Below are 22,311 nucleotides of genomic sequence, written 5' to 3' on the forward strand. Positions count from 1 at the left end.
CTCACTTGCCTTCCGTCGTGCTGATCACGGAGTCGCCCAGCAGCGCGGGCAGCTCCTTCTTGATGACCTTGCCTGACTGGTTCCTGGGCAGGCTGTCGACCACGAGGACCCGTTCGGGCAGCTCGTGCCAGGCCAGCCGGTCCATCAGGAAGGCGCGCACCTCGCTCTCCGACAACCCGAGGCTTTCCGACAACCCGGGGCTCTCCGACTGTCCCGGCGACCGCGGCGAGCTGGGCACGACCGCGGCGCCCAGCACGGAGCCCAGCACCGGATGCGGGAGCCCGAACACGGCCGCCTCGGCGATCCCCGGGTGCTCGTGAAGCGCGGCCTCCACCTGGAGCGTGGACACCTTGAACGCGCCGGTCTTGACCACGTCGCTCTCCCTGTCGACGAGGTAGAGGTAACCGTCGGCGTCCACGTATCCGACGTCGCCCATGCGCACCCAGCCGTCGCGGAACGACCGGGCGCTGGCCTCGGCGTCGCCGTAGTAGGACCGGGTGGCGGTGGGCGACCGCATCCACACCTCGCCGGTCTCCCCGGGCGGAAGCGGGTTGCCCTCCTCGTCGGTGATGCGCAGCGAGCCGCCGAACGCGGGCCGCCCCAGCGCGGCCGGCCGCGTCCGGTCGTAAATCATGATCGTCTGGGCGGGGGCGGCCTCGGTGGACGTGTAGTAGTTCGTCACGGTCGCGTTCGGGAAGGCCACCGACAGACGTTCCGACAGGGCGGGGGGAAGCGCGGCCGCCGCCGACCCCAGCAGCACCACGCTGGACATGTCGTGCCGCTCGTGCAGCCCGGCGTCGAGCAGCTCGATCGCCATCGAGGGCACCAGGAACACCGTGCCGGGACGGTAGGTCTCGATCAGCCGGGCGAACCGGCCGGGCGTGAACCTCGCCGGGGTCAGCACGGTCGGCCGGGCGTCCAGCGCGTTGATCAGCATGGTCTGGCCGGCGTTGGTGCCGATCGGGAAGGCGTGCAGCAGGTGGCGCGAGTGGGCGAACCTGCGGTGCTTGGGCTGTGTGACGCACCCGTAGGCCAGGTTGGCGTGGCTCGCGCCGACCCCCTTGGGCCGCCCGGTCGTGCCGGAGGTGTAGAGGATCTGCGCCAGGTCGCCGGGCCGCACCCGCGGTCCTTCCTGCGCCGTCTCCGCCCCGAAGCCGGCTTCCAGCTCCGCCGGGGTCGCGGTCCACGGCTCCCCGGCCCTCTCCACCGGCCCCGGTCCCGACGGCGCCGTGAGGTCCCGGCCGAGCAGCACCGCCGACGCCGCGCAGTGCTCGATCATGTAGCGCAGCTCGGCGGGCGCCAGCCGGTCCGACATCGGCACGGCCACCGCGCCCGCCTTGAGCACCCCGAAGAACGCCACGGCGAAGTCGATCCAGTCGCGGCTGCCGAAGTGCAGCGCCACCCGGTCGCCCGGGGCGACGCCCCGGTCCGCCAGCCCGGCGGCGAGCGCCGCCGACCTGCGGTCCCAATCGGCGAAGGTGAGCGTCCCGTGCCCCTCCACGATCATCGCGACGCCGTCCGGTTCCTGCCCTGCGCGCAGCCGCAGCAGCTCCGGCACGGTGAGCGCGGGCGCGCCCCGCGTCCTCGTCGTCCCCGTCATGCGTGCTCCTTCTCGGGTTCGCGGGCCGCCCGTGCATCCGCCCGTGTGTCCGTACGGGCGGCCGCGATGCGTTCGGTCAGGGCCTGGTAGCCGACGACGTCGTCCGGCAGGGCGTCGGGCACGTCGGTGTCGAACCGGCGCAGCACCCGGATCCGCAGCGCGACCAGTGCGATGACCGCGATCGCCACCGCGAAGCAGGCGTACATGAAGCCGATCCCGCGGCCGGCGCCGGTGCCGAGCACCGCGCCCGCCGTGCTCGCGAGCGGGCCGTCCGGGGCGAGCAGCGGCTCGAAGACCTGCGCGCCGTACGGCGCGACCAGGCCGAACCCGATCGGCAGGGTGGACCAGGCGATCAGCGTGTTCAGCGCGATGACCCGGCCGTGGAACCGCTGCGGCACCTTGACCTGGATGATCGTGGCGTAGACGCCGTTCAGCAGGGTGAGGCACAGCGACATGCCGAACGCGCCGACCGCGATGAGGAACAGGTCCTGGCGCAGCCCGGTCAGCAGGCAGAACACCGACAGGGCGAGCGTGGACAGCAGCACGCCGAGCAACCGCCTGCGGCGCGGTCCGCCCCAGGCGGCCATGGCCAGGCCGCCGAGGAAGGCGCCGAGCCCGCCCGCGAACGACACCCGTCCGACCTCGGCCAGCGACCCGAACGACAGCACCAGCGGCGAGATCATCATGAACAGCGGGGACAGGAAGATGTTCAGCACCGCGAAGTAGAACAGCATCGCGCGGAAGCCCCGGTTGCCCCAGGAGTGGCGGATGCCGCCCATCATCTCGGCGAGCACGCTCTCCCGCCGCTTCCAGGCCATCGTCGCCGGGAAGCGGATCAGCGCGACGGTGAGCGTGGCGACGACGTAGCTGACCACGTCGATGACGAGGATGCCCTCCAGCCCGATCGCCGCCATCAGCCCGACCGCGATCAGCGGCACGATGAGCTGCGCGGTGCCGGTGGCCATCTGGACGACGCCGTTGGCATGCCCGAGGAACCGTTTCGGCACGAGCTGCGGGATCGCCGAGCCGTACGCGAGCCGTTGGAAGGTGAGCGCGACGGACAGACAGACCAGCAGCGGATAGATGTGCCAGGTCTGCAGGTTGCCGGTCCACAGCAGCAGTCCCAGCACGAGCTGGGTGCCGCCGGCGGCCGCGTCCCCGGCCATCATGACCTTGCGCCGGTCGAACCGGTCGACGATGGCTCCGGCCAGCGGGGCGACGAGCATGCCGGGCAGCAGTCCGAGCACGGAGAACAGCGCGAACCGGGCGAGCGAACCGGTGGTGAGATAGATCCACAGCGGGATGGCGAACTCGGTCAGCGCGGAGCCGGTGATCGAGACGAGCTGTCCGGCCGCGACGACGAGGAAGCGCCGCATGCTGGGCGGTGGGCCGACGCGCACCGGCGTGCCCGCCGCGCCGTCCGGGTCGTCCTGCGCCCCGCTCACCTCGGCCGTAGCCGCGCCCACCTCAGCCGCGTCCGCTTCAGCCGCGTCCACCTGGGCCCCGGCCGCGGCGGACCGGCGCGAGACGCCCTGCAGCCACCAGGTGCGGTCCTCGTCCCGTTCCATCCCCTCCGTACGCCCGGAGGCGAGGGCGGCGTGGGTGCCGGTGACGATCTCGGCCAGCTCCTCGTTGCGATACCGCAGGAAGAAGTGCCCGGCCTCGTCGAGGACGACGCACGCCGTCTCGTCTGACAGGCAGTGCCACTCCTTGTAACGTTCCTGGTAGAACTCGGCCGCCGGGTCGCGTTCGCCGACCACGGAGATCACCGGCGCGCGCAGCGCCGGGCCGCCGCCCTCCTCGAAGATCCGCGTGAAGTAGCGCTCGGCGGAGCGGGTGCCTTCGCGGCGGTTGCGCACGATCAGTTTGACCTGTTCCCGGCCGAGGTCCTCCACGTCGAGCCCGGCCGCGGTCAGGGCGTTGACCCGCTGCTGGTCGCTGGTGAGGCGGTCGAAGAAGGCCCCGAGCCAGTTCAGCCCGCGGCCCGGGCGGGCGAAGGGGAACACGCCGCCGAGGTACAGCGCGTCCACCGTGCGGCCGTCGGCCTCCAGCCTCCGGGCCATCTCGGCGGACAGCATGACGCCGAGGCCGCAGTGGCCGTACAGCACGAGCGAGCCGCCGTCCCTGTCGATGATCTCGGAGATCTCGGCCACGCAGTCGAGCACGACCTCGTCGAACGGCCGGGCCTCCTCGCCCAGCTCGTGACCGGGCACGGCGACCGAGTAGAGCGCCCAGTCGTCCGGCAGCGCGTCCGCGAGCGGCTGGTAGACGACCGCGCTGCCCCCGCCGTACGGCACGCACACCAGGGTGGTGGTGGCGGCCCGGGCGGGGGTGAGCCGGTGCAGCAGGGATCGCGGCACGTCCCCCTCGGCCGTGAGCAGCCGGGCCAGCTCGCGGACGGTGCGGTGCTTGAACACGTCGAGCACCGTGATCTGCCGGTCCGGATGCGCCTTGCGCAGCCGGGCGATGACCCGCATCGCCAGCAGCGAGTGGCCGCCCAGGGCGAAGAAGTCGTCGAGCGCCCCCACGCGCTCGACGTCCAGCACCTCCGCCCAGACGCGGGCCACGTCCTCCTCGGCGCCGGGCGCCGGGGCGACGTATTCGGCCGCCGCCACGTCGGCCTCCGGCTCGGGCAGCCGCGAGCGGTCCACCTTGCCGTGCGACTTGAGCGGCAGCTCGTCCAGCCAGGCGTACCGCGACGGGATCATGTACGCGGGCAGCCGGTCGGCCAGCCACGCGCGCACGTCCGCGGTCTCCGGTCGCGCGCCGTCCACGGCGCTTTCGGCGACGGGGACGAGGTAGGCGACGAGCTGCTCGCCGCGTGGCTCGACCACGGCCTGGGCGACGTCCGGATGGTCGGCCAGCACCGACTCGACCTCGCCGAGCTCGACCCGGTAGCCGCGGATCTTCACCTGCAGGTCGCGGCGGCCGAGGAACTCCAGGTCGCCCGCGTCGGACCACCGGCCGAGGTCGCCGGTGCGGTACATGCGCGCGCCGGGCGGGCCGTACGGGTCGGGGAGGAACCGGTCGGCGGTCAGGCCGGGACGGTTCAGGTAACCGCGGGCCAGCCGGTCGCCGCCGAGGTAGATCTCCCCCGGCACTCCCGCGGGCACCGGCCGCAACCGCTCGTCCAGCACGTACGCCCGCGCCCCGGGCAGCGGCGAGCCGATCGGCAGGCTCACGCTCGCCTCGGCCGGGCCGTCGGGGGCGGGCAGCCGGGCGACGTCGTAGGTGGTCACGCCGACGGTCGCCTCGGTCGGCCCGTAGTGGTTGACGACCCGGCAGCGGCCCGTCGCCTCGAGCTCGGCCGCCCAGCCGCGCGGGGCCGCCTCGCCACCCAAGAGCAGCAGCTTCCTGGGCAGCAGGTCGTCAGGTCCGGCGTCCGCGAGCAAGGCGGCCAGATGCGATGGCGTGATCTTGAGGTAGTCGATCCCGGTCCGCCGGAAGATCTCCGCCAGCTCGGGACCGGCGGTGCGCGAGGGCACCAGGTGCAGGGTGCCGCCGGTCATCAGGCACAGGTAGAAGACCGTGACGCCGAAGTCGAAGGCGAGGGACTGGAGCAGGGCGAAGGACGACCCGGGCTCCACGCCCAGCCGCTCGCGCACGCCGGCGAGGTAGACCATGACCTCGTGGTGCTGCACCGCGACGCCCTTGGGCCGCCCGGTGGTGCCGGAGGTGTAGATCACATACGCGAGGTCGCCCGGCGCCGCGGGTTCCCAGGGGTCGCCCGGCTCCTGCGCGTCGTCGTCGAGGTGCACGGCGGTGATCGCGTCGGGCAGCCGGTCGCGCAGGTCCTGGCTGGTCACGACGATCGACGCCGCGGCGTCGTCCAGGACGTACTCGAGCCGGCCGCGCGGGTGCTCCGGGTCGAGCGGCAGGTAGGCCGCGCCCGCCTTGAGCACGCCGAGCACCGCGACCGCGAGCCCGGTGGACTGCTCCAGGCAGATCGCCACGCGATCGTCGCGCCGCACGCCGAGCCCGCGCAGCCGCCGGGCGAGCCGGTCGGCCGCGGCGTCGAGCTCGGCGTACGTGAGAGTGTCGCCGCCGCAGGCGACGGCGGTCGCGGACGGGGTGCGGGCCGCCTGGGCGGCGATCACCTCATGGAGCGCCGACGCACCGCCGAACGCGTCCGACGGGGGCGCCGCGGCCTCGGGAGCCGCTCCCGCGAACCCGAGCACGCGGTCGCGCTCGGCCGCCGGGAGCAGCTCCAGAGTCGACACCCGGGCGTGGGGATCGGCGACGATCGACCTGAGCAGGTTCTCGAAGCACTCCGCCAGGCGCGCGATCGTGGCCGGCCGGAACAGCTCGGTGCGGTAGGTGATGTTGCCGCGCAGGCCGTCGCCCTGGTCCATCAGATAGAGCGCGAGGTCGAACCTGCTGGCGGTCACCTCGAACGGGTACGCCGACATGGTCAGGCCCTGGGTGCGCAGCGGGGCCGACCGGTAGTTCTGCAGCGCGAACATCACCTGGAACACCGGCGATCTGCTCACGTCGCGCTCGACGCCGAGCTCGCCGACCAGCCGGTCGAAGGGGAGTTCCTGGTGCGCGTAGGCGTCCAGCGCCGTCTCGCGCACCCGGCCGAGCAGCTCGGTGAAGGTCGGGTCGCCGGACAGGTCGGCCCGCATCGGCAGCGAGTTGATGAAGAGCCCGACGACCCGCTCCAGCTCCGGCAGGTCACGCCCAGACACGGGCGATCCCACCGCGAAGTCGTCCTGGCCGGAGTACCGCGCGAGCAGCACCTGGTAGGCGGCGAGCAGGGTCATGTACAGCGTCGCGCCGTTCTCCCCGCCCAGCGCCGTGAGCGCGTCCACCAGCTCGCGGTCCAGCGCGACGCCGTGGGCGGCCCCCGCCGAACCCTGCTCAGGCGGGCGCGGCAGGTCGGTCGGCAGCTCGAGCGGCGGCAGCCCGGCCAGCCGCTCCCGCCAGTAACGGATGTCGTCCTCGTGGGTCCGTTCGCGTTCCCACAGCGCGTAGTCGCCGTACTGCACCGGCGGGGCGGCGAGACCGGCGTCGGTGCCGGTCCGGTACGCCTCGTGCAGGGCGAGCAGCTCCTCCATCACGATGTCGCACGACCAGCCGTCGGTGACGGCGTGGTGCATGGTCAGGAGCAGCACGTGTTCGCGGGCGCCGAGCCGGACCAGGAGCAGCCGCAGCAGCGGGCCGGTCGCGAGGTCGAACGGCCGGCTCAGCTCCTCCTGCACGTCCTCCTGCACCGTCGCGGGGTCGTCCGACAGCCGCAGCTCGACCACGGGCTCGTCGTCCAGCACGATCTCCGGAGTCCCGTCGTCGGTGGTGACGAACCGGGTGCGCAGGCTCTCGTGGCGCCGGGCCACCTCGGTGAGAGCGCGCTCCAGGGCCGCGTCGTCGATCTCACCGCCGTCCAGCCGGACGGCGAAGGCGACGGTGTAGGCGGTGGTGCCCGGGGCGTACTGCTCCAGGAACCACAGGCGCTCCTGCGCGTGCGAAAGCGGCGGGTGGGTGCCGACCGGCCGCGGCGGCACGGTGACCCTCGCGGCTTTCCCGGCCCTGAGCCGCTGCGCCAGCAGCGCCTGCTTGGCCGGTGAGAGGCCGGTCCGAGTCACGACGCCGGCACCTCGGTTGAAATTTGCATTAAGAACATGGCATTCCTCTGTGCGCTCTGCGCCCGGTACGCCGGCGATTCGATGCGAAGACGCGGACGACCAACGATCCGGCGACGGAATCACCGCCGGTGAGCTTCCTGCCTGGTGCCTGGCGCGGCACGGAATCCACTGCCGCTCGCGCCGGTAACCCCCATTTCGGACGCGGTAGTGGGAACGCTCCCACGGCAGTGGAGGCTAGGGATCACTGCTTTCGTTCGTCAAGTGTCATGGAAGTTTCTGTCCGTTATTAGCCCCAAGGCGGGGAATGTGAGGTTATTGCCGCAGATCACGGACAATGCGGTCGTAATCTCCCAAATTCGCCATATGGCCAGGGATTGACAGAGCTTCTTACCGCACCTACCCTCCGTGGGAGCGCTCCCAGACAGGATGCTCCTGTCAATGATGCCGGCGCTCCTGTCCATGGATGCTGGTGCTCCTGTCCCTGGCAGCGGCGCCCGGCGTCGAGCGCGCCCTCGACCAGAGACGCACCAGGAGCGGACCACCTGTGATCGTCACCGCTGCACCGCCCCGGAGCCCGCGGCATGCCCTCAACGACGGGGATCTCCGCTCACTCCTCCTCATCCGGCACTTCGAACGCGCCCTGCTCCGCCTGTTCGAGCAGGGCGTGCTGAGCGGCACCACCCATACCTGCCTCGGGCAGGAGTACATCCCGGTCACGCTGTCGGCCCTGCTCCGCGACGACGACTTCGTGTTCAGCAACCACCGGGGGCACGGCCACTTCCTCGCCCGCCATCCCGACCCGCACGGCCTGCTCGCCGAGATCATGGGGCGGGAGGGCGCCCTGTGCGGGGGAGTCGGCGGCAGCCAGCACATCTACCACCGGCGTTTCCTGTCCACCGGCGTGCAGGGCGAGAGCCTGCCCGTGGCGACCGGGGTGGCCTTGAAACTGGCCGGCACGGGAGCGCTGGCCTGCGCGTACATCGGAGACGGCACCTGGGGCGAGGGCGCCGTCTACGAAGCGCTGAACATGGCGTCCCTCTGGCGGGTGCCGCTGCTCGTCGTGGTCGAGCACAACGGCATCGCCCAGTCGACCCCCACGTCCGCGCAGATGGCCGGCACGATCGCCGCCCGGGCGGCGGCCTTCGGCGTCCGCCACCACCACGTCACGTCCACGGACGTCGGCGAGATCAGGGACGCCCTCGCCCCGCTGGTCGACGCCGTGCGGGCCGAGCCGTCCCCGCTGGTCGTCGAGTTCGCCACGCACCGCCTCGGACCGCACAGCAAGGGCGACGACACCCGCCCGCCGGAGGAGATCCGCCGGGCACAGGAGTCCGACTGGTACGACCGGCACGCCGAGACCGATCCCGAGCGGTTCGCCCGGCTCGACCGGGAGCAGCGAGAGCTCGTCGAGCGGGTGGTCGCCGAGGTCTCCGCCCGGCCCCTCTCCCGGCCGGGAGGAGCGGCGTGACCAGGGTCTCCGAGCACCTCAACCAGGCGCTGCACGATCTCATGGAGTCCGACCCCTCGGTCCACCTGCTCGGCGAGGACGTCAGCGACCCCTACGGCGGCGCGTTCAAGGTCACCCGGGGACTGTCCGGCCGGTTCGGCTCCCGCGTGAGGTCCACGCCGCTGAGCGAGGGCGCGATCGCCGGGGTCGGGGCCGGGCTGGCCCTGGCCGGCGACAAGGCCATCGTCGAGATCATGTTCGCCGACTTCGTGGCGCTGGCGTTCGACCAGATCACGAACTTCGCCGCCAAGTCCACCTCGATGTACGGCAGGCCCGTGCCGGTGCCGCTCGTGGTGCGCTGCCCCACGGGCGGCAACCGCGGCTACGGCCCGACCCACAGCCAGAACCCGCAGAAACACTTCATCGGCGTGCCGGGGCTGTCCCTGTTCGAGATGACGCCGTTCCACGACGCGGGCGAGCTGTTCTCCCGGATGTTCGGGCTCGGCCGACCCTGCCTGTTCTTCGAGGACAAGGTCCTGTACACGCGGCAGATGTACCGCACGGACGACCTGTTCCGGTTCGAGCTGGTGGACGACGTGGCGCGGGTGTACCTCGACGGCGCGGGCCGTCCCGACTGCACGCTGGTCACCCATGGCGGGCTCGTCCACCGGACGCTCGACGCCATGCGGGCGCTGCTCCTGGAGGACGACCTAATCTGCGAGCTGCTGGTGCCCGCCCAGCTCTACCCCGTGCCCCACCTGCCGGGACTGGAGGACGCGCCGCACGTCTGCGTCGTGGACGACGGAACCGAGGGCGGCACCTGGGCGGCCGAGGTGGCCACGGCGCTCTACCCGCGCCTGTGGGGCCGCCTGCGCCGCCCGATCACGCTGATCAACTCGGCGGACGGGGTGATCCCCGCCGCCCCCCATCTGGAACGCGAGGTGCTCGTGCAGGCCGACAGCATCCGGGCCGCGGTGAGGGAGGCGCTGTCGTGACCGACTTCCGGGTGCCCAAGCTCAACAACAACGACACGTCGTACGTCCTGGTCGAGTGGCTGGCCGAGGACGGGCAGGCGGTGCGGGACGGCGATCCGATCGTGCTGCTGGAGACGTCGAAGGCGACCGAGGAGGTCGAGGCCCCGGCGGACGGCGTCCTGCGGCGGCTGCTCGCCGAGGGGGCCGAGTGCGAGCCGGGGCAGGTGATCGCCCGCCTGCTCGGGAGCGCGGACGAGGCCGCCGGGGACACCGCGGGCGAACCCGCGCAGGAGGCCGCCCAGAAGACCGCGCAGGAGGCCGCGGACGAGAACCCGGGCAGGCCGGAGACCCCGGTGCCGCCCGGCGACCCCTCCGGCGTGGTCGTCACGGCGCCCGCGCGCGAACTGATCGAGGCGCACGGCATCGCCATGGAGCGGGTGTACGCCCTCGGCCGCAAGGTGATCAGGCGGACCGACGTCGAGGAACTGCTCGGCGGACAGGCGCCGCCCTCCCCCGCCGCCGTCACCGGCGACGCCCCGGCAGCGGCCGGAGCGGGCGGGGACGACGACGCGCAGTGGATCACGCTGTCGCGGGCGCAGCAGCGGACGGCCGAGGTCGTCGAGCGGTCCCTCCGCGAGATCCCGGCGGCCTTCACGGCGATGAACGTCGACGTGACCGAGGTCCTGTCGCTCGCCCGCGACCTCACCCGCAGGCTGCGCACCCTGGTCGGCCTGCCCGAGATGGTGGTGAAGGCGGCCGGCGGGCTGCTCGACCGCTTCCCGATGTTCTTCGCGGAGCCCGGCCCCGGCCCGCGGGCGAGAAGGGCCGCCACCGCCGACGTGGGCGTGACGGTCGACGTGGGCCGCGGGCTGTTCATCCCGGTCGTCCGCGACGCCGGCAACCGGCCGCTCGCCGAGATCGCCGGCGACCTGGTCGGCTTCCGCAAGACGGCGCTTACCGGGTCGTTCCGGGAACGCGACCTCCAGGGGGGAGCCATCACGCTCACCCTGCACACGCACGACGGCATCGTGTTCGCCGTCCCGATCGTCTTCCCCGGCCAGACGTGCGCGCTGTCGCTGACCGCGCCGCGTTCGGAGGTCGTCCAAGACGGTTCGGGCTTCGCCGTACGCAGGACCGCCACAATAGGCCTCGCATACGACCACCGTTTCATCAACGGTCGCGATGCCGCGGAGTTCCTCGGCGAACTCCGCACGGCGCTCGAATCACCCGCGCGTTTCCTCACCGAGAATGGATGAAGCCATGAACTCACCCGCACGGTTTCCGGCCGACTTCGTCTGGGGCGCGTCCACCGCGGCATACCAGATCGAGGGCGCGACCACGGAGGACGGCCGCGGGCCCTCGGTGTGGGACACCTTCTGCGCGGTCCCCGGCAACGTACGCGACGGCGACAGCGGAGAGCACGCCGCCGACCACTACCACCGATACAACGAGGACCTGGATCTGATCGCCGATCTGGGCCTGGGCAGCTACCGCTTCTCCATCGCCTGGCCGCGGATCCAGCCGACCGGCTCGGGCAAGCCCAACCAGAAGGGCCTCGACTTCTACCGCCGGCTCGTGGACGGGCTGGCCGAACGCGACGTCCGGCCGATGGCCACGCTCTTCCACTGGGACCTGCCGCAGGAACTGCAGGACCGAGGGGGCTGGGAGAACCGGGACACGGCCGAACGCTTCGCCGAGTACGCCGAGATCTGCTTCGACGCCCTGGAGATCAGGGACTGGCTGACGATCAACGAGCCCAAGACCGTGGTCGACTGCGGATACCGCTTCGGCAGCCACGCGCCGGGCTTCAAGGACGACGCGCGCGCGTTCGTCGCCTGCCATCACCTGCTGCTCGCCCACGGCCTCGCCTCCCGGGTGCTGCACGAGCGGCACCCCGGACGCCGCATCGGGCCGGCGCTCAACCTGCACCCCACCTACGCGGCCGACGACACGCCGGAGGCGCGCGAGGCGGCCCACCACCAGGACGGGCTGGAGAACCGGCTCTACCTCGACCCCGTGTTCAAGGGCCGCTACCCCGAGGACACGCTGCGCTGGATCTCCGAGCGCGGCCCGATGGCCGACCACATTCTCGACGGAGACCTCGGCGTCATCAGCGAGCCCGTCGACGTCCTCGGCGTGCAGTACTACACCCCGGTCTTCGTGGACGGCAAGGGCGAGCGGGTCTTCCTGCACGAGCGGGCCCAGGCCGAGTGGCTGGAGATCTACCCCGAAGGCCTCCACGACATCCTCGTCCGGGTGCAGCGGGACTACCCCGGCGTGCCGATGGTCATCACCGAGAACGGTCTGGCCACCGTGGACGGGGTCGACGCCGACGGCCGCGTCCGCGACGAGCGACGGATCGCGTACCTGCGCGACCACCTGAACGCGGTGCACCGCGCCATGGAGGCCGGCGCGCGGGTCGAGGGCTACCACGTGTGGTCGCTGCTCGACAACTTCGAGTGGGCCGAGGGGTACAGCCAGCGGTTCGGCATCGTGCACGTGGACTACACGACGCAGCAGCGCACTCCCAAGGACAGCGCGTTCTGGTACCGCGACGTGGTGAAGAGCGGCGAACTGCGCTGACACCCCTGCGGGCCCGCACGGTCCAATGAACAGGGCCCGATGAGCAGGGCCCGATGAACAGGGCCCGGCAACAGGCCGGCGGCTTTCCGCCGCCGGCCCGGGCTTCTCCCCGCGCCTTTTCCACCGGCGATTCCCGCGGCCCGGTTGACACCGGCCGCGCCTATTCGCGTGCCCGGAAACCATGGTGCGCGACGGCACGATGACGGCTGCCCGGAGCTGCTGAAACTTTCAGCACGGAATGGTGGGCGGTCGCCCATGCACGTGCATGCGAGAACCGGTCTGCGGCAAATTGATGCCGTTATACCGATCTACGCGATAATCCCGCGAATAAGTTGACGCGTCCGCCGAAAAGACTTAGCTTTACCCGAAGTGGGAGCGCTCCCACCATGCTCCCACCCCGCTTGGATCAAGCGCGATGAGCTGGGATAAAGTCCCTGCATACCGTCAGATGACCCGCTTCTTGACGTCGCGTCAGCGAGAGGACTCCCCCGTGCCCGATTACACGATTGCCGGCGGCGGATACCAGGCCACGATCAGCGAGCGGGGCGGCGCGCTCCGGGCGTTGTCCCACGAGGGCCGCGATCTGGTGACGAGCTGGCCGGAAGGCGGGCCGGTCCCCTACTACAGCGGCACCATCCTGGCCCCGTGGCCGAACCGGGTGGTCGGCGGCACGTACGTCTTCGAGGGGCGGCGCCGCCATCTGCCGGTGAACGAGCCCGACCGCGGCCACGCCCTGCACGGCCTGGTCGCCGAGCTCGACTGGAAGTGCGCGGAGCTGCTGTCGGTCGAGGACCACCACGGCCACGTACGGCTGACGCACGTCGTGGAGCCAACCGAGGGCTACCCGCACAGGATCGCCCTGGAGGTGCGGCACTCGGTGTCCGAGGAGGGCCTGTCGACCACGCTGACGGCGCAGAACGTGGGCGAGACGGCGGCGCCGTACGGCTGCGGGCCGCACCCGTGGCTGCTTGCCGGGTCCGACGTCACCGCCTACGAGCTCGGCCTGCCGGCCGGGCGGGTGCTGCTCACCGACGACCTGCTCGCCCCCACCGACCTGGTGGAGGTCGCGGAGACGCCGTACGACTTCAGGACGCCGCGCGTGATCGGGGACACCGCCGTCGACCACGCCTTCACGGGCGTGACGGAGGGGCGCGTGCGCGTGCTCGGGCCCGAGGGCGGGGTGGAGCTCACCTGGGACCCGGCGGTGATGCCGTGGGTCCAGGTCTGCACCGGCACGGGGCTCGGCCACCGGGGGCTGGCCGTGGAGCCGATGACCTGCCCGCCCGACGCGTTCAACTCGGGCACGGATCTGATCGTTCTGCAGCCGGGGGACAAGCACGAGGCCACGTGGACCATCGCGGTCACCACTGCGTCATTGGAAGGGTGAATGGACAGCAAGACGAAGAGGCGGTTGTCCCCCGCCCAGCTCGACGAGGTCACCCGCGACGCGCTGGGCTGCGGGGTGACCTCGTCGGAGGAGCTCGCCGACGGCTTCGCGAACGCCGTCTGGCGGCTCGGCCTCGACGACGGACGTCAGGTGGTGCTCAAGCTCGGGCCGCCGCCCGATCTGCGGCTGCTGGCCTACGAGCGCCACCTGCTGCGCACCGAGGCGATGGTCTACCACCTCGCCCAGCCCGTGGGGCTGCCGATGCCCACCCTGCTCAAGGCGTCGTTCGACGACCCGCTGCTGGGCGGCGACTACCTCATCCTGTCCGCCCTCGACGGGATGCCGTGGAACCGGACGTCGCTCAGCCCCGCGGAGGAGAGCGCGCTCCGGTTCGAACTGGGCCGCCACCTCGCCCGCCTGCACGCCATCCCGGGCACGGGCGTCTTCGGCTACCCGTACGCCGGGCTGACCGGCCGGACCTGGCGGGAGGCGTTCCTCGTCATGGTCGGCGCCCTGCTGGACGACGCGGTCTACTACAACACCCCGCTCCCCGCGACGATCGTGGAGATCGTCGGGCTCGTCCACATGAACGCGCACGTTCTCGACCAGGTCACCACCCCGTCGCTGGTGCACTTCGACATGTGGCCGGGCAACGTGTTCCTGAACGGCGACAAGCGCGTCCAGGCGCTCATCGACCACGAGAGGGCGTTCTGGGGCGATCCGCTCGCCGACTTCGTCACCCCCACCATCTTCGACGAGCTGCGCGAGGACGATCCGATGCTCGCGGGCTACCGGCAGGAGGCCGGCCCGCTGACGCTGGACCACGCCGCCCGCGTCCGGATCGCCCTCTACCGGGTCTACCTCTACCTGATCATGCTGGTTGAGGACGGCCCGCGGCAGTATCCGGAGGAGGCCTACGCCCCCACCAGGGACATCACCACGCGGTCACTGGTCGCCTGCCTGGACCTGCTGCGCGCGGGGTCCCGGAACCACGCGCACGTCTGAGGTCACGCCTCCAGCGTGAGGGACTGCGAGCCGCACCCGTTGCCGGTGTGCGGCTCGGAGTCGCCGGTCGCGGCGAGGGCCGCGGGCGCTCCGACGGTCAGCGACGCCACAAGGGACAGGACCATCGCCCCGGCCGCGACACGGGGCAGGTGACTGACACGAGCACTCACAGCGGACTCCAGAAGGCCGACTCCATTGATCACAAAATAGCGGTCCCGCGCGCGCTCCGGTAGGCCCACATCTGGCGGCCCGGCCCCCCGCGTGAGATGATTTCAGCGGGTGATGAATTATGGAGACGACATGTGTGATCGCGGGCGGCGGGCCCGCGGGGGCCATGCTCGCGCTGCTTCTGGCCCGCGCGGGCGTCGACGTCACTCTGCTGGAGAAGCACGGGGACTTCCTGCGCGACTTCCGCGGTGACACCATCCATCCCTCGACCCTCCAGGTCCTGGACGAGATCGGCCTGGCCGAGGCGTTCCACCGGCTGCCGCACCGCAAGGCGTACTCGATGTCCATACGGACCGACGACGGCCAGGTGCCCATCGCCGACCTGCGGCGACTGCCGGGGAAGTACCGGTACATCGCCTTCGTTCCGCAGTGGGACTTCCTCGACCTCCTCACCCGCGAGGCGGCCGCGTATCCCAACTTCCACCTCCTGATGAACGCCAAGGTCGTCGATCTCGTACGGCACGACGGCGCGGTCCGCGGGGTGCGCTACCGCGACGAGCGGGGTGAGGAGCACGAGATACGGGCCGTGCTCACGGTCGCCGCCGACGGCCGGCACTCCGACGTGCGGCGGGCGGCCGGGCTGTCGCCGAGACGGTTCGGCGCGCCGATGGACGTCGTCTGGTTCCGGCTGACGCGGGAGGAGAGCGATCCCGAGCAGCCGTTCCTGCGGGCGTCGGCCGGACGGCTCATGGTCGCCATCAACAGGGAGACGTACTGGCAGCTCGCCTATCTCATCCCGAAAGGCGGCTTCGCCGCGCTCGAGGCGAAGGGCGTCGACGCGCTGCGCCGCGACGTGGAACGGCTGCTGCCCTACCTCGGCGGCAGGACCTCCGAGCTGCGCGGCTTCGACGAGACCGGCGTGCTCAGCGTCGAAGTGAACCGGCTCACGCGCTGGCACCTGCCCGGGCTGCTGCTGATCGGCGACGCGGCCCACGCCATGTCGCCGGTCTTCGGCGTCGGGATCAACCTCGCGGTGCAGGACGCGGTCGCGGCCGCCAACATCGTCGGGCCGGCGTTGCTGCGCGGCACGGCCCCCGCCGCGGTGCTCGCCAGAGTGGAGCGCCGCAGGAAGATCCCCACGGCCGTCGTGCAGACCGCGCAGCGGGTGGTGCAGGAACGCCTCATCCGGCCGGCGCTCGCCGGTCCCGTTGCGTCGGTTCCCGACCTCACCCGCGTGCCGGTGGTGCGCTCGCTGGTGCCCCGGTTCATCGGGCTCGGCGTGCTGCCCGAGCACGTACGTCTTCCGCTGCGAGAAAAAAGATCTCAGCAAATGGACAGGAAGGGGCCCACACGGGACAGGGTGCAATAACCTTGGTACCCGTGAGCGCAACGAACCTCGACCCCGTGGGCGGCCCGGACACCCGGCGTGCCCTGGACACCTGGCGCGACCTGCCCGCGGCCCAGCAGCCGGACTGGCCCGACCGCGGCGAGCTGGACAAGGTCGTCGCGGAGCTGGCGTCCCTGCCCCCGCTGGTGTTCGCCGGCGAGTGCGACCAGCTCAAGGACCGCATGGCCGCCGTGGCGCGCGGGGAGGCGTTCGTCCTGCAGGGCGGCGACTGCGCCGAGACCTTCGCGGGCGCGACGGCCGAGAACGTGCGCAACAAGCTCAAGACGCTGCTGCAGATGGCGATCGTGCTGACCTACGCCGGCCGCGTGCCGGTCGTGAAGATCGGCAGGCTCGCCGGGCAGTTCGCCAAGCCGCGGTCCAAGCCCATGGAGACCCGCGACGGCGTCGAGCTCCCGGCCTACCGGGGCGACATGGTCAACGGCTTCGACTTCACCGCCGAGGCCCGCCGTCCCGACCCGAACCGGCTGCTGCGCGCCTACCACTCCTCCGCCGTCACGCTGAACCTCGCGCGGGCCTTCACCAAGGGCGGCTACGCCGACCTGCGCCAGGTCCACGCGTGGAACCAGGACTTCGTCGCGGAGTCCCCGGCGGGGCGGCGCTACGAGCAGCTCGCGCGGGAGATCGACCAGGCGCTCTCGTTCATGCGGGCCTGCGGGGCCGACCCCGAGGAGTTCCACACCGTGGAGTTCTACTCCTCCCACGAGGCCCTGATCCTCGACTACGACCGGGCGCTCACCCGGATCGACTCGCGTACGGGCCTGCCCTACGACGTGTCGGCGCACATGGTGTGGATCGGCGAGCGCACCCGGCAGCTCGACGGGGCGCACGTCGAGTTCTTCAGCCGCATCCGCAACCCGATCGGCGTGAAGCTCGGTCCGACCACCACGCCCGAAGAGGCCATCGCGCTGATCGACAAGCTCAACCCGGACAACGAGCCCGGACGGCTCACCTTCATCGCCCGCATGGGCGCGGGCAAGGTCCGCGACGCCCTGCCGACGCTGGTGGAGAAGGTCAACGCGAGCGGCGCCACCGTGGCCTGGGTGTGCGACCCGATGCACGGCAACACCTTCGAGGCGCCGAGCGGCCACAAGACCCGCCGCCTCGACGACGTGCTCGACGAGGTCGCGGGCTTCTTCGAGGTGCACCACGCGCTCGGCACCCACCCCGGCGGCATCCACATCGAGTTCACCGGCGACGACGTGACCGAGTGCGTGGGCGGCGGGCACGCGATCGTGGAGGAGGACCTGGCGCTGCGGTACGAGACGGCGTGCGACCCCCGCCTCAATCGCGGTCAGTCGCTCGATCTCGCCTTCCGCGTCGCGGAGCTGTACCGGTCGAGCTGACCCGCACCAAGCCTTACTGTGCCGCCCGGTCCTGCCGTCTGAATCCGCCGTCGCCCTCCGATCACTCGGACGGGGTGACGGCGGTTTCCGTTTCCGGGGCGCGGCCCGGGGGCCTCAGGAGTTCTTGGCCTCCGCCTCGATCTGAGCGCGGATGGCGTCCATGTCGAGCGCGCGCAGCTGCCGGATCAGGTCCTCGAGCGCCGGCGCGGGAAGGGCGCCCGGCTGGGCGAACACCACGATGCCGTCGCGAATCGCCATGATCGTCGGAATCGCGGTGATCTCGAAGCCCTCCGACAGGGCCGGCTGCGCCTCGGTGTCGATCTTGCCGAAGGTGATGTCCTCGTGCTCCTCGGACGCCTTTTCGAAGATCGGCGCGAAGGACCGGCAGGGGCCGCACCAGGATGCCCAGAAATCGAGCAGTACGATGCCGTTGTCGGCGATGTCGTTGAAGTTCTTCTCGGTTACCTCGATGGTCGCCATGGGCGACTCCTTTCGCTCGGTCTTCAGCGGGCATAACCAGCCGGACAATCCCAGCATTCCATTTCGCGATGAGCCTCGTGTGATTGGGCAGGAGACCTCCTTGACCTAGAAGGAGCACCCGGATGACGACTCATGCCGTACGGCCGACCGACTTGACGGCCCAGAAGGGCACAGGCGCCCGGATCGCCTCATGGTTGTCGAGCACGGACCACAAGGTGATCGGCAACCTCTACCTGATCACCACGTTCTTCTTCTTCCTGGTCGGCGGCCTGCAGGCGATGGTCATCCGGGCGGAGCTCCTCGAGCCCGGCATGCAGTTCGTCACGTTGCAGCAGTACAACCAGCTGTTCACGCTGCACGGCACCATCATGCTGCTGTTCTTCGCGACGCCGTTGTTCGCCGGATTCGCCAACGCGATCATGCCGCTGCAGATCGGCGCTCCGGACGTGGCGTTCCCGAGGCTGAACATGGCGAGCTACTGGCTGTTCCTCTTCGGCGGCCTGATGGTGCTCGGATCGATGCTGACCGGTGGGGCGCCGACGTTCGGCTGGACGGCCTACACGCCGCTGTCGACCGCGCCGTTCACCCCGCAGCTCGGCGGGGACCTGTGGGTGATGGGCCTGGCCCTGTCCGGACTCGGGACGATCCTCGGCTCGGTCAACTTCATCACGACGATCATGTGCATGCGCGCCCCGGGCATGACGATGTTCCGGATGCCGATCTTCACGTGGAACGTGTTCTTCACCTCGATCCTCGTGCTGATCGCCTTCCCGGTGCTCGCCGCCGCGCTGCTGGCACTGGAGATCGACCGCAAGCTGGGCGCCCACATCTACGACCCGCAGACCGGCGGTCCGCTCCTGTGGCAGCACCTGTTCTGGTTCTTCGGCCATCCGGAGGTCTACATCATCGCGCTGCCGTTCTTCGGCATCGTCACCGAGGTGATCCCGGTCTTCAGCCGCAAGCCGCTGTTCGGGTACGTCGGGATGGTCGGCGCGACGATCGCGATCACCGCGCTGTCGGTCACCGTGTGGGCGCACCACATGTTCGCCACCGGGAACGTGCTGCTGCCGTTCTTCTCGCTGATGACGTTCCTGATCGCCGTGCCCACGGGGGTGAAGTTCTTCAACTGGACCGGCACGATGTGGCGGGGCCATCTCACCTTCGAGACGCCGATGCTGTGGGCCGTGGGCTTCCTCGTGACGTTCCTGCTCGGCGGGCTCACCGGGGTGATCCTGGCGTCGCCGCCGCTGGACTTCCACGTGACCGACACCTACTTCGTGGTCGCCCACTTCCACTACGTGGTGTTCGGCACGGTGGTCTTCGCGATGTTCTCCGGCTTCTACTTCTGGTGGCCGAAGCTGACCGGCCGGATGCTGAACGAGCCGCTCGGGAAGATCCACTTTTGGATGCTGTTCATCGGCTTCCACATGACGTTCCTCATCCAGCACTGGCTCGGCGCGCAGGGCATGCCGCGGCGGTACGGCGACTACGCGGCCAGCGACGGCTTCACGTGGATGCACCAGGTGTCGAGCGTGGGGGCGTTCCTGCTCGGGCTGTCCACCCTGCCGTTCCTCTACAACATCTGGTGGACCGTTCGGCACGGGGAGAAGGTGACGGTCAGCGACCCGTGGGGGCACGCCAACGCGCTGGAGTGGACGACGTCCTGCCCGCCGCCGCGCCACAACTTCGTGTCGATCCCGCCGATCCGCTCCGAGCGGCCCGCCTTCGACCTGCGCTATCCGCGGATCGGCGGCAAGCCGGGCGAGCCGCCGGAGACCAAGCGGGACTTCGTCGATCCCGACGCGAAATAGGAGCGCGGAACAAAAAGGGGCCCCCGTCGCCGGGGGCCCCTTCGCGTGCGGGTCGTCAGCCCTTGCCGCCGGGCAGGTTCAGCCCGATCAGCAGCGGGTCGTGGTCGGAGGAGCGGAACGCGTCGGGCCGATAGAGGCTCGGCGGGTTGTACTCCAGGTTGTAGTCGAGGATGCGCGGCTCGTCGGCGTTGACGTGCCAGATGGTCGCCCCGGTCACCCGCTTGACCAGCTGCTTGCCGGCCATCGCGTGGTCCAGCTCGCCCGACAGCCCGTCGAACAGGTAGCTGTAGCGCTGGGCCGCGGGGACGAACCGCTTGGACAGGCTGGTCAGGCCGCCCGTCTCCAGGGTGTGGATCGGGTCCTCCTCGCCGTACGCGTTGAGGTCGCCGATCACGAGCGGGTTCGGCAGGTCCATCGAGTCGATGAGACCGAGCACGGCCTTGGCCTGCCGTACGCGCTCGGCGTTGTAGCAGCTCTGCCCGTCGCCCTGGTCGGTGTCGCCGCCGGTGGCCTCGTCACAGCCCTTGGACTTGAAGTGGTTGACGAGCAGCGTGAACGGCTGGCCGCCGCCCGCCCGGCGGAAGGTCTGGATCAGCGGCGGCCGCCGGAAGACGGGATCGGTCGAGGACCGCGTCTCTCCGACGGGGGTCAGCTTCGCCGGCTTGTAGATCGCCGCGACGTGGATGGCGTCGGTGCCCGGGTAGGGGTGGGTCAGGGCGGCATACGTGCCCGCGCCCACCTCGGCGTTCAGGGCGTCGACCAGCGCGTTGACGGCCGTCTGGCCGTTGTTCTCGACCTCCATGAGCCCGACGACGTCGGCGTTCAGGCCCTTGAGCGTCGCGACGGTCTTCTTGAGCTGCCGCTGCTGCTCCTCGGCGGTGTCCGCGCCGCGCGAGCCGAGCGTCGTGAACCAGTTGAGCGTGTTGAGACTGGCCACGCGGACGTTGCCGCCCACGGGAAGGGGCGCGGGCAGCCGCGGGTTGGTGCGCAGGAAGGCGACCTGCTTGGTGGGCTCAAGCAGGTACTCCCCGAAGCCGTAGGTCAGCACGCCGGTCATGCCCACGGCGGTGTCGCCCAGCCGGACGACCTGCGGCGTCGTGTACGGGATGGTGGCGGGGTTCTCGGTGCTGGAGCCGTCGTCGACCAGCAGCGACCTGCGAGCGTCGAGCGCGGGGTTCACGCCGGGCCGGTCGGTCGGCTGGAAGAGCCTGCCGCCGGCCGAGACCGTCACCTCGCCGTACCGGCCGAGGTTGTAGTGGTCGGTCACGGTCAGCGGCTCGGGGAAGGTCACGAGCACGTTCTCGTACGGCTCGAAGGTGGCGCCGTCGGCCCGCGGCAGGTCGTAGGCCTTCGGCGTGATCGTCCCGGTGCCGCACACGTCCACCGCCGTGACCGGGGACAGCTCGGTGAGCCCGTTGAACTCGGTGACCCTGCCGGTGACGAGCACGCGGTCACCCGCCTTGACGTCCTTGAACGACGCCCGGGCGAACGCGAACAGGCCGTCGGAGGTGGCCGGGTCGGCGTCAGGCGTGGGGTCCTGGAAGTAGAACCCGCTGAGCTGGTTCGTGGCCTGGAAGTCGCCGGTCACCACGCCCTCGACCCGGACGGTCTGCCCTGCGAGCGGGGAGGCGGCGCCGCTGCCCTGGACCTCGGCGATCTGCCGGTTCGCCGGCACGTCGCACGGGTCCGTGCTGGGCGTCGGCGAGGCGGAGGGCGACGCCGACGGCGAGACCGAGGGCGAGGCGGACAGTGAGGCGGACGGCGAGGCGGACGGCGACGGGGAGGCGGCGCCACAGGGAGCCGGGGCCGTCGCGGTGTTGCGCGGCGCGGGCGCGCCCGCGGCGAAGTCCGCGGCGTTGTCGTCGGTGTCCGCGCAGCCGCCGCCGGCGCGCACCGCGGCGGTGGAGTTGCTCAGGCCCGGGGCCGCCGCCGTGCCCTCGAAGTAGTTGGCCGTGCCGTATCCGACGAGGTCGGCGATCTGCGCGGTCTGCTCGGGCGTGCAGGGCGAGGAGCCGCCGTTGCAGGCGAGACCGGTGGCCGAGCGGACCAGGGCGACCTTGCCGGCCGCTGCGCTCAGGCTGAGAGTGCCGACGGTGTCGGCGGTCGGCAGCGTACCGCTCGGCGTCGATCCGGCGGAGAGCTGGACCAGGTGATACCGGCCGGGGGCGAGCGAGCCCGACAGGTCCTGCTTCTGGGAGCCGAACTGGCCGGTCCCGGTGGCACTCGTGTACTGAAGGGACCAGCCGTCCAGCGAGATCGTGGCGGTGCCGCGGTTGAACAGTTCGACGTAGTCGTTGGTGTAGGGGGCGCCGGAGTTGCCGCCGCCTCCGTACACCTGGCTGATCACCACGGCGCCCGGCTCGGCCGAGGCGGGCGCCGGCGACGCGACCGTGACGCCGGCGGTCAGGAGACCGGCGGCCGCGAGCGCGGCGACCGCACGGGCGCCGCGTCTCGCGCCACGTCTCAGGTCGCGGCCACCGGGGTGGTCATCGGGAAAGGCCCGGGAGAGAGCACGCATGTCCC

14 protein-coding genes are annotated in these 22,311 nt (G+C 71.2%); 9 read left to right on the forward strand and 5 right to left on the reverse strand.

The window, feature by feature from the left end; all coding sequences use genetic code 11:
* Window position 1: 1 nt before the first annotated feature.
* Window positions 2–1,600 (reverse strand): class I adenylate-forming enzyme family protein, encoded by a 1,599-nt coding sequence (locus FH610_RS03790; RefSeq protein ID WP_139572868.1) that lies wholly within the window; start codon window positions 1,598–1,600, stop codon window positions 2–4.
* Complete coding sequence (locus FH610_RS03795; protein WP_139572869.1) at window positions 1,597–7,182, reverse strand: non-ribosomal peptide synthetase/MFS transporter; 5,586 nt, start codon at window positions 7,180–7,182, stop codon at window positions 1,597–1,599. Before FH610_RS03795 ends, FH610_RS03790 begins: the two co-directional genes overlap by 4 nt.
* A 463-nt stretch (window positions 7,183–7,645) precedes the next feature.
* Between FH610_RS03795 and FH610_RS03800 the strand changes: the two genes are divergently transcribed.
* From FH610_RS03800 to FH610_RS03825, 6 genes are all read left to right on the forward strand, one after another.
* Window positions 7,646–8,650 carry a thiamine pyrophosphate-dependent dehydrogenase E1 component subunit alpha gene (locus tag FH610_RS03800; protein WP_139572870.1) on the forward strand — a complete coding sequence of 335 codons (1,005 nt, stop codon included), beginning with the start codon at window positions 7,646–7,648 and terminating at the stop codon, window positions 8,648–8,650.
* A complete protein-coding gene (locus FH610_RS03805; protein ID WP_139572871.1) occupies window positions 8,647–9,624 on the forward strand; it encodes an alpha-ketoacid dehydrogenase subunit beta in 978 nt (325 codons plus the stop codon). The genes FH610_RS03800 and FH610_RS03805 overlap by 4 nt, the downstream gene beginning before the upstream one ends.
* Window positions 9,621–10,859, forward strand: a complete 1,239-nt coding sequence (locus FH610_RS03810) for a 2-oxo acid dehydrogenase subunit E2 (protein ID WP_139572872.1) — start codon at window positions 9,621–9,623, stop codon at window positions 10,857–10,859. The genes FH610_RS03805 and FH610_RS03810 overlap by 4 nt, the downstream gene beginning before the upstream one ends.
* Before the next feature lie 4 nt (window positions 10,860–10,863).
* Window positions 10,864–12,186 carry a GH1 family beta-glucosidase gene (locus FH610_RS03815; RefSeq protein ID WP_205825539.1) on the forward strand — a complete coding sequence of 441 codons (1,323 nt, stop codon included), beginning with the start codon at window positions 10,864–10,866 and terminating at the stop codon, window positions 12,184–12,186.
* Between the two features lie 490 nt (window positions 12,187–12,676).
* Entirely contained in the window at window positions 12,677–13,573 is an 897-nt protein-coding gene (locus FH610_RS03820) for an aldose 1-epimerase family protein (protein ID WP_240808739.1), read from the forward strand.
* Window positions 13,574–14,578 carry a phosphotransferase family protein gene (locus tag FH610_RS03825; protein ID WP_139572875.1) on the forward strand — a complete coding sequence of 335 codons (1,005 nt, stop codon included), beginning with the start codon at window positions 13,574–13,576 and terminating at the stop codon, window positions 14,576–14,578. It begins immediately after the preceding gene.
* A gap of 2 nt (window positions 14,579–14,580) precedes the next feature.
* Here the strand turns inward: FH610_RS03825 and FH610_RS42695 are convergent, their stop codons facing one another.
* Window positions 14,581–14,748, reverse strand: a complete 168-nt coding sequence (locus FH610_RS42695) for a hypothetical protein (protein ID WP_161627906.1) — start codon at window positions 14,746–14,748, stop codon at window positions 14,581–14,583.
* Between the two features lie 119 nt (window positions 14,749–14,867).
* On the opposite strand from FH610_RS42695, the gene FH610_RS03830 reads away from it, so the two are divergent.
* Together FH610_RS03830 and FH610_RS03835 are read left to right on the forward strand one after the other, a co-directional pair.
* Complete coding sequence (locus tag FH610_RS03830; RefSeq protein ID WP_139572876.1) at window positions 14,868–16,115, forward strand: FAD-dependent oxidoreductase; 1,248 nt, start codon at window positions 14,868–14,870, stop codon at window positions 16,113–16,115.
* Window positions 16,116–16,126: 11 nt separating this feature from the next.
* Window positions 16,127–17,497, forward strand: a complete 1,371-nt coding sequence (locus FH610_RS03835; RefSeq protein WP_420813650.1) for a class II 3-deoxy-7-phosphoheptulonate synthase — start codon at window positions 16,127–16,129, stop codon at window positions 17,495–17,497.
* Between the two features lie 114 nt (window positions 17,498–17,611).
* On the opposite strand, the gene FH610_RS03840 is transcribed toward FH610_RS03835, so the two are convergent.
* Window positions 17,612–17,977 carry a thioredoxin family protein gene (locus tag FH610_RS03840; protein WP_139572877.1) on the reverse strand — a complete coding sequence of 122 codons (366 nt, stop codon included), beginning with the start codon at window positions 17,975–17,977 and terminating at the stop codon, window positions 17,612–17,614.
* 122 nt (window positions 17,978–18,099) lie between these two features.
* Here FH610_RS03840 and ctaD point away from each other — a divergent pair, with 122 nt between their 5' ends.
* A complete protein-coding gene (gene ctaD, locus FH610_RS03845) occupies window positions 18,100–19,788 on the forward strand; it encodes an aa3-type cytochrome oxidase subunit I (protein ID WP_139572878.1) in 1,689 nt (562 codons plus the stop codon).
* Window positions 19,789–19,843: 55 nt separating this feature from the next.
* On the opposite strand, the gene FH610_RS03850 is transcribed toward ctaD, so the two are convergent.
* On the reverse strand, window positions 19,844–22,306 hold the full coding sequence (locus FH610_RS03850) for an ExeM/NucH family extracellular endonuclease (protein ID WP_139572879.1): 2,463 nt from the start codon (window positions 22,304–22,306) through the stop codon (window positions 19,844–19,846).
* Between the last annotated feature and the right edge of the window lie 5 nt (window positions 22,307–22,311).

The sequence above is a fragment of the Microbispora catharanthi genome (assembly GCF_006334915.2).
Lineage (GTDB): Bacteria > Actinomycetota > Actinomycetes > Streptosporangiales > Streptosporangiaceae > Microbispora > Microbispora catharanthi.